A 13,294-nucleotide genomic window follows, 5' to 3' on the forward strand; every position below is an offset into this window, starting at 1 on the left:
CTCATGGCCACGCCAAAGAAAAGCTGATGAAGGCACGGCGGCCAAAATGATTGTTACGCTGAAACTCCAGGTAATCAGCATCTGCGACATTCTGCAGCGTCAGGGTCAGTTCAGCTTCGTTGTTCGCCCAACGCCATGTACGGCCCAGATTGAGATCCAGCCGAGTGTAACTATCCACATCCGTTCCCGAACGCCAGGCCACCTGGTCAACATAGTGGGCAAACCCATTGAATCTCCAGTGGTTGCCCAATGCCTGCGTTAACAGCAAGCTGGCACTGTGCCGCGGTACAGCGTCCTCGTAATCACCAAAACTCAGGCCATCTTCAAGGCTCTTGATCCTGCTTCCCTCGCTCTCCAGATAGGCATAGGTCAGTCTCAAGGAGCGGCTGTCATCCAGTTTATAGCTGAGTTCTGCCTCCAGTCCGTCGGTTTCCCAATTGCCGCTATTGGTAAAAACCCGTTGCCGTTTATCGAAGGGTGCACCGTAGTCTCCATCCACAAAAAAGCTTTGGCAATAGCGGCGCAGCAGGGCTTCTATTCCCGTGAGGAGGACAGAACAGCTATTCTCGTTGGTATCGATACCATCGATCGCATCGCGTACCTGTTCCTGGAACAGCTTTATATCAAGGCTCCAGCGCCCCTGTCCCCAAAAACCCAGGTAGCCAATTTCCAGAGTATCGACCTGCTCTGAACCGATATCAGGGTCAGAACTGTGAACCAGATCCACGAGGTCTCCATCTGCAAAACGGACGGTCCACAGCCGGTCTGACTCCATCAGAGCCGGTTGCCGATAGGCACGGGTCGCACTGATCCTCAGATGCTGGCCGGGCCGGTAATGATAGTTCAAAGCCAATCGGGGAGACAATTCTGCGTCGAATCCGTTCTTTTTCTCCAGCATAAAACCACCGTTCATCTCCCAGCGGCGGTTCAGTGGTTTATTGACGTTGGCGAATAGGTAATAAACCCAGGTATCGACCTTGCCATCTCCGCGGACAAAGTGATCCGTGTGAAGCAGGTCTCCCCGGGCACCCAGCCCCCACACCAACTGCTGGCCCGATTGCCACTCCAGATGATGTTCCAGCTCGGCATTGAATACCGCGAAATCCCTGCGGCCAGTTTCCAGTTCCAATGCTTCGTCTTCATGCCCTGGCACCAAGAGTGGTATCCAGGCAGGTGGCACCTGCAACAGAGATGAGAGCAACACCGGGCGACTGTTTTCATAACGATAGTCCGCCCAGGACAATCCGAAATTCCAATGTTGATCGTCACTGCTGAAGTACTTCCAACGACCATTGACCCAGAAGGCGTGGCGGTCATCATTGGTAAACTCATCGAGATGATCGCCGTCACCCACACCAAAGTCACCCTGGCTAAGGCCCATCTCGAACTCCAGGGAGTGACTCAAATTGGGGGTGAATACTCCGCTGGCGACCAGATGGCCCATATGGGCGGCATCATCGACGCCGTCAAAACCGTGACTTTCTTTGTAGGCCCCGCGTAACAGCAGTTCACTGTCCGTCAGTTTGGCACTGTGGCTAAAACTGGCAATCCGGGTTTGAGCGTCACCGCTGGTGATATCGATACGGCTGCCGGCAGCAACCACCGGGTTGCGGGTAACGATATTCACGGCGCCAAGAATCGCATTGGAACCATAAGCCGGTACATTGGAGCCCCGCACCACTTCGATATAGTCCACATCTTCGGGGAGTACACCCAGTGATTCCCAGGCCACCGATGCCAACTGGGGTAAATACGCGGAGCGGCCATTGACTCTGACTTCCAGGCGCCTGGGATCGCGGTCGCTAAACCCATGGGGCGTCACTCCAAATGTGGAACCATTGCTCAAGAACACCTGAAAACCGGGAACCAGGCGCAGGATCCCTGCCAAATGAAAGGCGCCCTGCGCCTGAATCATCTCCCGCGTGATAATCGTGACAGAGGAGGGGGCGCTGGTGATGGGTTGTTGCTGGCGGGTGGCGAAGATCACTTTGGGAATGGTGTGATTCCAGTCGTGTTCCTGCAAACTCTGAGTGCCACTGTCAGCGCGGGCGCTGAAGCTCGCCATGGCGGCACTTATAGTGACCAAAGTTGCAATCAGCAAAGCGGCCAACGACAGACCGGCAGTCAATCCCGGGATCACCGCCAAGTCGTTATGTCGCCGTCTCTGGCCTGCTGGCCTGTTGCCTTTCACCGAGCACCTGCCATGGTTGTCCCGTGAAGATTTCCTGTTAGAGATTGTCCCGTGAACTGGTTGCCCTGTATATCAGCCCTCGGCGAGGGCCTCTTTTTGCAGGCGGGTGAGTTCAGAAATACCCTTCTTTGCCAGTAACAGCATGGCGCTAAATTCCGCTTCCGTAAAGGGTTCGGCCTCTGCCGTGCCCTGAATCTCTATGATGCCGCCATCATCGCCCATCACGATATTCATGTCAGTGTCGGCATTGGAGTCTTCCGGATAATCCAGATCCAGCACTGGGGTAGCTTCATAGATGCCCACCGATACCGAGGCAATCATGCGCTGCAGGGGCTCACCAGAGACTTTGCCGGCCTGTTTTAAGTAGTTGATGGCATCCGCCAGGGCCACACAGGCACCGGTGATTGAGGCGGTGCGGGTTCCGCCATCGGCCTGGATCACATCACAATCTATGCGAATAGTGTTTTCTCCAAGGGCTTCCATATCCACAGCCGCACGCAGAGAACGGCCGATCAGACGCTGAATTTCCACCGTGCGCCCCCCTTGCTTGCCACGGGCCGCCTCCCGGTCCATACGAGTCCCGGTGGAGCGAGGCAACATGCCGTATTCAGCCGTTACCCAACCACGCCCCTCGCCACGCATAAAACGGGGTACCCCTTCCTCCACGCTAGCGGTACAAATCACCTTGGTGTCTCCAAACTCCACCAGTACAGAGCCTTCGGCATGGCGGGTGAATTGGCGGGTAATGCGAATGTCTCGCAGGCTGTCGGCGCTGCGGCCACTGGGTCGTTGCATGGTGTCTATTCCTAATGCGCAAATAGCCGGCATTATAGCCGAACCCGCCAAGGGTCTGTGATACTATTGCGCCAGCTGAATACTTCCAGAGAATAAGGAAACACTATGCCTTGCAGTATGACTGGCTTTGCCCGGCAGGAAGCCAAATTTCCATGGGGCTCGCTGACGTGGGAAATCCGCAGCGTGAACCATCGCTTTCTGGAGCCTCACTTCAGGCTGCCGGAGCTGGTGCGGGAGCTGGAGCCGGCACTGAGGGAAAAGCTGCGCAAGAAACTGTCTCGGGGGAAAGTTGAGGTTTCTTTTAATTATCAACTCGGCGATGCGGACGGAGCGGGTGGCCTCAGTGTCAACCAGGCGCTGGTGGCTCAGCTCTCTAAAGCGCTCGATGATATCCGCCCCCATATGAGTAATCCGGCCCCGGTAAGCCCTCTGGAGTTGCTGCGCTGGCCGGGTGTGCTGGCTGATAGCCAGGTGGATCGTGAAGAGCTTTTCAAACAGGCTTTGGCGCTGTTCGACAAAACGGTGGAAACTCTTATCGAACACCGTTCCAGAGAAGGTGCCGAGCTGAAGCAACTGATCGAACAGCGCCTCGATGGCATTGCTCAGCAGGTGGTACAGGTACGCGCCAAGCTACCGGACATTCTCAATGGCCAGCGCGAGCGCATTCTGGAAAAGCTCGAGAGCCTCAAAGCCGAGCTCGATCAGGACAGATTGGAGCAGGAGATGGTGTATCTCGCCCAGAAGGTCGATGTGGACGAGGAGTTGGATCGCCTCGACACCCACGTCTCGGAGGTTCGACGGGCACTGTCGCAAAAAGGCAGCGTCGGTCGCCGGCTCGACTTTCTGATGCAGGAACTCAATCGCGAGGCCAATACTCTGTCCTCCAAGTCCATTGTCAGCGATACTACGCAGGCGGCGGTGGAGCTCAAGGTGTTGATTGAGCAAATGCGAGAGCAGATTCAGAACATCGAATGACTCGGCATACCCCACACCGGCCATTACCCTTTAATTCTTATGAAACTCTTTCTATAGACAATATTCCAGCTTCAGGGCCTTTGCATGAGTTCTCGAGGTACTTTATATACCGTTTCCGCCCCCTCCGGCGCCGGCAAGACCAGCCTGGTCAAAGCGCTGATTGAATCCATGGACAGTGTCCGGGTATCCGTATCGCATACGACCCGCACCATGAGACCCGGTGAGCTAGACGGTGTGAATTATCACTTCGTGGATCGCGACACCTTCACGTCGATGGTTGACGACAATGCCTTTCTTGAGCACGCCGAGGTGTTCGGCAACCTCTATGGCACCTCTACCCAGTGGGTGGAAGACACGCTCAACAGCGGTGTTGATGTGATTCTTGAAATCGACTGGCAAGGTGCCGAGCAGGTGCGCAAGCTCATTGGCGACACCGTGAGCCTGTTTATACTGCCGCCATCGCGTCAGGAGCTGGTACGGCGCCTGACCGGACGCGGTCAGGACGACACCAGTATTATTGATGCCCGCATGAAAGAGGCGATCAGCGAGATGTCCCACTATGTCGAGGGGCAATTTATCGTCATCAATGACGATTTCGACACGGCTTTGGACGAACTCAAGGCGATTCTCGTCAGTCAGCGCCTGACATTGGACCGACAACAGCAACGACACCAACAATTATTGTCCGAGCTATTGTCCTGATTGATCGATTTGCGTACACTGGCCGACTTTTTGCGGGCCAGGGTCTAAACTGGCTAAAGTAATGAACTTGTAAGGCACACAAATGGCACGTATTACTGTTGAAGATTGTCTCGATCACGTTGATAACCGCTTCGAACTGGTTTTGGTAAGCAGCAAGCGCGCCCGCCAGATCGCCGTTGAGGGCAAGGACCCGTTTGTCGAGGAAGAAAACGACAAACCCACGGTTATTGCCCTGCGCGAAATTGAAGAGGGCTTCGTGGACGCCAGCATCCTGAACCAGAAAGAAGAGCAGGATGACTTTCAAGAACTGGTCATCGACGAAAGCGCGCCGCAGCTGTAACCGTCACTGAGGGGGCTCCAGGCGGGTTGTCCCCCTCAGGATAACCACCGAACAGGACTCCGATGCAGACACTTGAGTCTTTGGGCCACCGGCTCTCCTCCTACCTCGAACCCCAGCAGATTAACCGCGTCAAGCGCGCGTACTACTACGCCGAACAAGCTCACGACGGCCAGAAGCGCCGCAGCGGTGAACCCTACGTCACCCACCCCCTGGAAGTTGCCAATATCCTGGCCGGCATGCATATGGACCATCAAAGCCTGATGGCTGCCATGCTCCATGATGTCATTGAAGATACCACCATTTCCAAAGAGGCTCTGTCCGAGCAGTTCGGCGAAGCGGTGGCAGATCTGGTGGATGGCGTCAGTAAGCTGACCCAGTTTGAGTTTGAAACCCAAGCCCAGAAACAGGCTGAAAACTTTCAGAAAATGGCCCTGGCCATGGCCAAGGATATTCGCGTCATTCTGGTTAAGCTGGCCGACCGACTCCACAACATGCGCACACTGGGGCCTTTGAAGCCCGAGAAAAAACGCCGCATCGCCAAGGAAACCCTGGAAATTTATGCCCCCATCGCACAGCGACTGGGTATGAATAACATCCGCCTGGAATTGGAAAATCGCGGTTTTGCCGCCATGCATCCACTTCGCAGTGAGCGCTTGCAGACTGCACTGAAGACAGCACGCGGTAACCGCAAAGAGCTGGTGGAGAAGATTCAGAACGCCATAGAGCTGCGTCTGGAGAGAGAGAACATCAACTCCCTGGTGATCGGTCGGGAAAAACACCTCTACAGCATCTACCTGAAGATGCGCAACAAAAAGAAGTCCTTTAAAGAAATCATGGACGTCTACGCGTTTCGCATCATCGTCGACAGCGTGGATACCTGCTATCGGGCTCTGGGTGCCGTACACAACCTGTACAAACCCGTTATCAGCGAGTTTAAAGACTACATCGCCATTCCCAAGGCCAATGGATACCAGTCCCTGCACACAGTTTTAGTGGGTATGCACGGGGTTCCCATTGAGGTGCAGATACGCACCAAAGAAATGGACGAGATGGCCAATTCAGGCATTGCCGCTCACTGGCTCTATAAGTCCGATGGGGGCGACGAGCTGCCCACCGGTACCCACGCCAGAGCCCGGCAGTGGATTCAGGGCCTGCTGGAGATGCAGCAACGGGCCGGCGACTCCATGGAGTTTATCGAGAACGTTAAGGTCGACCTGTTCCCGGACGAAGTCTATGTGTTCACCCCCAAGGGGCGTATTGTGGAGCTGCCGGCGGGAGCCACACCCGTTGACTTCGCCTACGCCGTACACACCGATGTGGGTCACCAGTGCGTCGCCTGTCGTATTAACGACCGCCTGGCGCCCTTGTCCCAACCTCTCAAGAGCGGGCAGAAAATCCACATTGTGACATCCCCCGGCGCTCAGCCTAATCCCAACTGGCTCAACTTCGTGACCTCTGGCAGGGCACGCAGCGGTATCAGACACTTTTTGAAGAACCAGCGTCATCACGAGTCCATTGAGTTGGGTCGCCGCATGCTATCCCGAGCCCTGAATGACGAGGGTGTCGACCTGAGCCAACTGTCAGAGGAACAAACCGAACAGCTGCTCAGCGCAACCAACTGTTCAACCCTGGATGCATTGTTGGAGGATATCGGCCTCGGCAACCGTATCGCCCAGGCAGTGGCCAAAATTCTGGTGGCTGAGGGCCAATCGAGCGCAGGTAGCGCCAATATCTATTCACCTCTGATGATCGACTCCACCGACGGCTTGATGATCAGTTTTGCACGCTGTTGCCGGCCCATTCCCGGAGATCCGATCCTGGGCCATATCAGTGCCGGTAAGGGGCTTGTCGTCCATCGCGATACCTGTCGCAATATTGCGGATCTGAGGGACAATCCGGAAAAGATCAGCTCCGTAAACTGGGCGCCCACTGTCACCGGAGAGTTTCTGGCAGACCTGCGGGTCGAGGTGGAATCCGAGAGAGGCATTATTGCCAGTCTGGCAACACGAATTTCGGAGCTGGGTGGCAATATTGAACAAATCAACGTGGACGAACGGGATGCTCACAACTCCGTCATCAAATTCTGCGTCGGCGTGCACAACCGGGTGCACCTGGCCAACATCATCCGCCGCCTGAAATTGCTCAGTGCGGTTATCAAGATCAGCCGCAGCAAGAATTAAGGAAGCTTCGCCATGACCACCAATAAGGCTATCATCAGCACCGAAAACGCGCCCGCCGCTATCGGCACCTATTCCCAAGCCGTGAAAGTCAACAATACGGTGTATTTGTCCGGCCAGATTCCGCTGGACCCTGAGACCATGGAGCTGGTGGACGGGGATTTTGCCGCGCAGGCACATCAGATGTTCAAGAACCTGAGCGCTGTCTGTGAAGCCGCTGGCGGCTCATTGGGCGATATCGTCAAATTGGGGATATTCCTGGAGGATCTGAGCAACTTCCCCATCGTTAACGAGGTGATGGCTCAATACTTTGAAGAGCCTTACCCCGCGCGTGCTGCCGTTGGCGTAAAACAATTGCCCAAGGGAGCCATGGTGGAAGCTGACGGGGTGATGGTGCTCTAGTACTCTTTCAAGGTGAGACGTCCAACGCCGGATTGCGTCTTCGCGCCGGCGCCTCAGCGATACGATTGGCAGGAAAGACACAGGTAAACGTACTGCCCTGGCCAATCTGGCTTTTAATCTCCAGTTTGGCTCCGTGTCTTAGCAGCACGTGTTTGACAATGGCCAGGCCCAGGCCGGTACCGCCACTTTCACTTTGGCGACTGCTATCCACCCGATAAAACCGCTCGGTCAAACGAGGCAAATGCACCGGGTCGATACCCTCTCCCTGGTCTTTGATCGCCACCTCCAGTGTTTGCGAGGTTTGTTTAACCTTGATCGATACTTCGGTGTTATCCGGTGAATACTTAACGGCGTTAAACACCAAATTGGAAAAAGCGCTGTGCAGCTCTTTTTCGCTGCCAAGCACCTCCAGATCATCGGGGCACTGCAGGGCAAACTGATGATCGCGGTTACCGGATAAGGCCACGGCGTCGTTGGTGATCATTTGCAACAGTGGCTGCAAGGCCAGCGCCCGGTGATTACCGCCATTGTCGTCAGTCTCCAGCTTGGACAACGCGATCAGGTCGTTTATCAGTGCTGTCATACGCAGGCTCTGCTGCTCCATCTGCTGCAGTGCCCGCCGCCAGTTGTCAGGTAAATCCGGGCTCATACCCAGGGTCTCGACGTAACCGCGAATCACGGTCAGGGGAGTTCGCAGCTCGTGAGAGACGTTGGCAACAAAGTCCTTGCGCATGAGTTCGAGTTTATAGAGACGCGTCACATCCCGAACGATGACCAGGCACTCACCCTGGCCAAAAGAGGTCACCTGATATTGCAGGCGGGTGTCTTCGGAGCGGGGCGCTGGTAGATCCAGCGATTCGCTAAAATCGCCTTTCTCCATAAATTGGATAAAGCCGGGGTGACGGATGTAGTTCACCAGGGCATGTCCCTGGTCTTGCTTGCGCAGACTGAGCAGCTGCTTGGCCGCCTCGTTAAACCATTCGATATTGCCTTTATTGTCCAACAGGATAATACCGTCACGCAGCGCTGCGGTGGTTTCCTGGCCACGCCTCACCACAGACTGTAACAGGTTTTTCTCCCGTTGCTGGCGCTTCTGCAGGCGAGTGATGCTATCGAATACATCGCCCCAGATACCGCTGGCGTCTGGGGGCTGGCGAAAGCGGGATTGGCGCAGCCACACGTCCAGGCGATGGATCTGGTAGAGCATCCACACCATGTAAACGGCTCCGCCAATAATCAGGGTCCAGGTGAGGTAGCCATTCATCAAGCCGAACAGCGTGCAGAGCAGGGTAAACACCACCACTCGGCGTATCTCGGCAGCAAAGCCTCTATTCAAAGCCTCTGTCCTATATAGCGAGGATCTTAGCGAGAATCCGTCAGATCAAGATAAGAAAAGCCCGGCGGGCGCAGGGCTACCGGGCAGTATTCAATATTTAGCGACGGCTGGCTATTGGTCTATGGTCTTGCCCGCTGAACAGCTCAGCTCTCTTTGGCAGTTACCTTGACGGAAAAGCGGTATCCGGCGCCGCGCACAGTTTGGACAAAACGGTCGTGCTCATCAAGCTGCAATGCTTTGCGAAGACGTCGAATGTGCACATCCACGGTACGTTCCTCGACATAGACGTTGCCGCCCCAGACGTGATCCAGCAGCTGGCTGCGGGTGTAGACGCGCTCCTGGTGGGTGAGGAAGAACTCCAGCAGGCGATACTCGGTGGGACCCATCTGTACCGGCTCATCATTAATGGTAACGCGATGGCTGATGGGGTCCAGGGTGAGCCCCTCCACGGTGATGGGAGCACTCTCCGCCAGGGTATCCGTGCGCCGCAGAACGGCCTTCAGCCGCGCAACCAGCTCCCTGGGAGAAAAGGGCTTGGTAATATAGTCATCCGCACCGACCTCCAGGCCCTGAACCTTGTTATCTTCCTCACCCTTGGCCGTGAGCATGATAATGGGCACCTGCGAGGTGACGTCGTCGCGCTTGAGACGGCGGGCCAATTCGATGCCGCTGGTTCCGGGGAGCATCCAATCCAGGAGCACCAGATCCGGTCTACGATCAACGATCAGGCTGTGAGCTTGCTGAGCGTCTTTGGCTTCCATGCAGTGATAATCGGCCATCTCCAACGCCACGCGCAACATGTCGCGGATTGGGGCCTCATCGTCGACTATCAGTATCGTTTTCTGGGGCATCGTTTCTGCCTTTGCTGTTTTCTCGATGACCGCATTTAATAACACTTTCGTGAATGTTTTGTGACAGACTATAGACCAAGAAAGGCCCACTTGGACCAAAAAGCAGTCAACAGAACCTAAAAACCAGTCCCGGAAAGGACATCAGCTCACGGCGTAATCGACCAAAATACCTATAAAAATGACCATACCCACCCAATTATTATTGAGAAATGCTTTGAAGCAGTCGTCCCGTTGACGTAATCGGATAAGAAATTGCTGATAAATAAACAGTGCGGTTGCCGCTATCAGACCAAGGTCATAAAAAAAACCCATATCAAAACGGTCGCCCACCATGACCAGCGTTATCAGGGTCAGTAATTGCAGGCAACCGGTGATCAGACGGTCCTGTTCACCAAACAGAATGGCGGTGGATTTTACTCCGATTCGGAGGTCATCATCGCGATCTACCATGGCATAGAAGGTATCGTAGACCACCGTCCAGACAACCGCTGCAACAAACAATAACCAGGCCTCATGTCGCACCTCTCCATTTTGAGCGGCAAAGGCCATGGGAATACTCCAGGAAAAGGCCGCTCCCAGCACCAGCTGGGGCAGGTGGGTATAGCGTTTCATAAACGGATAACAGGCAGCCAGAGCGAGGGCTCCGAAAGACAACACGACCGTCAGGCTGTTGGTGAGTAAAACCAGGCCAAAGGACACCAGACACAGACCGGCAAACAGTCTAAGTGCCGCTTTAGGGGATATCTTGCCGGTTGCCAGGGGTCGATCCTGAGTCCGTTTGACAAAGCCATCCACTTTCCTGTCGGCATAGTCGTTAATGACACAGCCTGCCGCCCGCATCAGTACCACCCCCAATACAAAGATGATCAGAATATCGAGCCTGGGAACCCCTTCTGCGGCGAACCAGAGCCCCCACAATGTTGGCCACAGGAGCAATAAAGTGCCAATCGGGCGGTGAAATCGCATCAGTTGCCAATAATGGGGCAGGTTTTCCCGAAATCTGGCTTGGAATCCGGCGTCAGGCATAGTGGCAGTCTTCTTCTTGGGATGTTGATGGAACATAAAGCTCCAGTTGGGGCGGTGGGTCTTTTGGGGCCAATGTTGCCACAAAATCAGGTAGAAAGACTTCGCCCACTAACAGCGGTTTGCCATAGACGGAAAACACGGATCGGCGCCCCCAAAGCGGTTTTGTTAATGGCCACTCCGACAACTGCTCCTTAAGTGCACGCCCCAGGCGCTTATCTCCAGGAGCAAAACAGGATGCCTGCATTGGATGGCGCTGCAGGCTGGGCTGACGAAACAGCCAGCCACCCAGTGGCTGGGCGTCAAACCGTCGAAGTCTGCGCAATGGGCCAGTCAGCGACTGCCAAGGCAGGATACTTCGCGCGTACACCCAGGGCTGACCCTTGCCCCGCAAAATCACTTCTCGTACTAACACCCGGGCCCTGGGGGCAATACCCAGGGCATTGGCTTCCGATAAGTGGCACCGGCCCCAGCGCTGGCTTAATACCTGAACTGCGAACTGCCCCTGACTGTGAGCGACAAGGCGAGCCGTCAGAGAACCGCCGTCACTGAGCCATTGATGCAGTTGCGGAGGTGCAGGCGTCAGTGCGGTTGCCGGGTACCATTGATCGAGTTGAAAGTTGGGGCAGCTACTGGAGGACATATATTCCAACAAGTTCGACAATTTCGGTCGTTTGCGGCAATAAAGACTTTACCGCCCGAATGCCAATTGATTTAATGCGTCGCGATAATAACAAAAATCACCCTACAAATAAGGATTTAGCTATGCATAAGAGCGATTTGGTAGAAGCAGTAGCTGATACCGCGGATTTGCCGAAAGACAAGGCCAACGATGTGGTTTCCGCCATTCTCGATGAAATCACCAATGCCTTGAGCCGCGAGGACACCGTCAGCCTGATCGGTTTTGGCTCCTTTTCCCAACGCCACCGCGCAGCCCGCACCGGCCGCAGCCCCAAGACGGGTGAAACTATTGAGATCCCGGCCAGTAACTCTGTGGGTTTCAAGCCCGGTAAAGCGCTGAAAGACGCAGTAAATTAAGACGTTGATCCTTCACCGGGGATATCTTACCCGGCCAAAAGGTCAAAACAAGCAGCATTCCAGCAGAACGAAAGCGAAGGCTTTCGTTTTTTGGTTTATAAGCTTTCGTTTTAGTCGCAATAGTTTTAACTACAAGGATTGGGTGTTCCGATGAGCCTTACCGCACGAATCCTGATTGCCATGGTGGCCGGCCTGGGTGTCGGTATTTTGATCAATCTGAGCGCCAGCAGTGGTCTGCTGGGGGCAACGTTCAATCACTGGCTGGATGACTTCATCGTCGTCGGCGTATTCGACGCCATAGGGCGCATTTTTGTAGCATCCCTGAAGCTGCTGGTCGTACCCCTGGTGTTTGTCTCTTTGGTCTGCGGTGCCAGCAGCCTCGGCAGCAACTCCCGTATGGGCGCCATGGCGGGGAAAACGCTGGCACTTTATATGTTCACGACGGCGGTGGCCATTACCATTGCTCTGCTGCTGGGCACAATGATTCGTCCCGGCGATGGGATTGGCCTCGGGGAAGCCAGCACATTTGCTGCCAAGGCCGCGCCTTCTCTGAAAGACGTGATTGTGGATATCTTCCCCAGCAACCCGGTCCAGGCTATGGCCGAAGGCAACATGCTGCAGGTGATCGTGTTTTCACTGCTGATGGGCATTGCGGTGTCCCGTTCAGGCGAAGCCGGGCAGCGGGTGCGGGTCTGGTTTGAGGATATGAACGAAATCATCATGAAGATGGTGGGTATCCTCATGGAGCTGGCACCGTTTGGGGTGTTCTGCCTGCTGGCCAAACTGTTTGCCGGCCTCGGCGCCAGCGCCATTATCGAGTTGGGACTGTATTTCGGCACGGTGGTACTGGCCCTGGCACTGCACTGTTTCGGCGTATACGCCAGCATGCTGAAAGTTCTCACCGGTCTGAGCATCAAACGGTTCTTCCCCGGTCATGATGTTCGCCTTCAGTACCTCCTCCAGCAGCGCCACTCTGCCCGTTACTCTGCGCACCGCCGAGGAAAAACTGGGTATCGACAATCGCGTGGCCTCATTTACCATTCCTCTGGGAGCCACCATCAATATGGACGGCACCGCCATCATGCAGGGGGTTGCCACCGCCTTTATCGCCCAGGCGTATCAGATCGATATCGGTCTGGGTGGTTATATGACGGTTATTCTCACCGCGACCCTGGCCTCTGTGGGTACCGCCGGTGTACCCGGTGTTGGCCTGATTACCCTGGCGATGGTGTTACAACAGGTGGGACTGCCTGTCGAAGGGATTGCGCTGATTATCGGTGTGGATCGACTGCTGGACATGATCCGTACGGCTGTCAATGTCACCGGAGATTCCATGGTCACCTTGAGCGTGGCCAAGAGCGAACAACTGTGGGACTCCGATACCTTCCATCGAGACGATAGTGATGAGAATGAGGGCAAGGGTGGCAACGTAGTGTCCACCAGAACTGCGCAGGAATAGAGGTT

Annotated in this window: 12 protein-coding genes and 1 pseudogene; 7 read left to right on the forward strand and 6 right to left on the reverse strand. The window is 55.2% G+C overall.

Annotated features, from left to right (window positions below):
- Position 1 precedes the first annotated feature (1 nt).
- A complete protein-coding gene (locus tag HBA55_RS07570; protein WP_166989011.1) occupies positions 2-2,191 on the reverse strand; it encodes a TonB-dependent receptor domain-containing protein in 2,190 nt (729 codons plus the stop codon).
- Between the two features lie 72 nt (positions 2,192-2,263).
- Positions 2,264-2,986, reverse strand: a complete 723-nt coding sequence (rph, locus tag HBA55_RS07575; RefSeq protein WP_166989013.1) for a ribonuclease PH — start codon at positions 2,984-2,986, stop codon at positions 2,264-2,266.
- Positions 2,987-3,091: 105 nt separating this feature from the next.
- Between rph and HBA55_RS07580 the strand changes: the two genes are divergently transcribed.
- From HBA55_RS07580 to HBA55_RS07600, 5 genes are all read left to right on the forward strand, one after another.
- Entirely contained in the window at positions 3,092-3,961 is an 870-nt protein-coding gene (locus tag HBA55_RS07580; RefSeq protein WP_166989015.1) for a YicC/YloC family endoribonuclease, read from the forward strand.
- Between the two features lie 84 nt (positions 3,962-4,045).
- Entirely contained in the window at positions 4,046-4,663 is a 618-nt protein-coding gene (gene gmk / locus HBA55_RS07585; RefSeq protein ID WP_166989017.1) for a guanylate kinase, read from the forward strand.
- 82 nt (positions 4,664-4,745) lie between these two features.
- On the forward strand, positions 4,746-5,003 hold the full coding sequence (gene rpoZ / locus HBA55_RS07590; protein WP_166989019.1) for a DNA-directed RNA polymerase subunit omega: 258 nt from the start codon (positions 4,746-4,748) through the stop codon (positions 5,001-5,003).
- A 62-nt stretch (positions 5,004-5,065) separates the two neighbouring features.
- A complete protein-coding gene (spoT, locus tag HBA55_RS07595; RefSeq protein WP_166989021.1) occupies positions 5,066-7,183 on the forward strand; it encodes a bifunctional GTP diphosphokinase/guanosine-3',5'-bis pyrophosphate 3'-pyrophosphohydrolase in 2,118 nt (705 codons plus the stop codon).
- Positions 7,184-7,195: 12 nt separating this feature from the next.
- Positions 7,196-7,582: a RidA family protein gene (locus tag HBA55_RS07600; protein ID WP_166989023.1), complete on the forward strand. Its 387-nt coding sequence runs from the start codon at positions 7,196-7,198 to the stop codon at positions 7,580-7,582.
- Between the two features lie 7 nt (positions 7,583-7,589).
- Here HBA55_RS07600 and phoR read toward each other — a convergent pair whose 3' ends face one another.
- From phoR to HBA55_RS07620, 4 genes are all read right to left on the reverse strand, one after another.
- Positions 7,590-8,918, reverse strand: coding sequence for a phosphate regulon sensor histidine kinase PhoR (gene phoR / locus HBA55_RS07605; protein WP_166989025.1), 1,329 nt, complete (start codon positions 8,916-8,918; stop codon positions 7,590-7,592).
- 143 nt (positions 8,919-9,061) lie between these two features.
- Complete coding sequence (gene phoB, locus HBA55_RS07610; RefSeq protein WP_166989027.1) at positions 9,062-9,769, reverse strand: phosphate regulon transcriptional regulator PhoB; 708 nt, start codon at positions 9,767-9,769, stop codon at positions 9,062-9,064.
- Positions 9,770-9,910: 141 nt separating this feature from the next.
- Positions 9,911-10,795: a 4-hydroxybenzoate octaprenyltransferase gene (gene ubiA, locus HBA55_RS07615; protein WP_166989029.1), complete on the reverse strand. Its 885-nt coding sequence runs from the start codon at positions 10,793-10,795 to the stop codon at positions 9,911-9,913.
- Positions 10,788-11,435, reverse strand: coding sequence for a chorismate--pyruvate lyase family protein (locus tag HBA55_RS07620; protein ID WP_166989031.1), 648 nt, complete (start codon positions 11,433-11,435; stop codon positions 10,788-10,790). Before HBA55_RS07620 ends, ubiA begins: the two co-directional genes overlap by 8 nt.
- 122 nt (positions 11,436-11,557) lie before the next feature.
- On the opposite strand from HBA55_RS07620, the gene HBA55_RS07625 reads away from it, so the two are divergent.
- Positions 11,558-11,830: an HU family DNA-binding protein gene (locus HBA55_RS07625; RefSeq protein WP_166989033.1), complete on the forward strand. Its 273-nt coding sequence runs from the start codon at positions 11,558-11,560 to the stop codon at positions 11,828-11,830.
- A gap of 180 nt (positions 11,831-12,010) precedes the next feature.
- Positions 12,011-13,289 (forward strand): annotated as a pseudogene (locus HBA55_RS07630) (dicarboxylate/amino acid:cation symporter).
- The last annotated feature ends 5 nt before the right edge of the window (positions 13,290-13,294 follow it).

The organism is Pseudomaricurvus alkylphenolicus (assembly GCF_011683955.1).
In the GTDB taxonomy this organism is placed as follows: Bacteria; Pseudomonadota; Gammaproteobacteria; order Pseudomonadales; family Cellvibrionaceae; genus Pseudomaricurvus; species Pseudomaricurvus alkylphenolicus.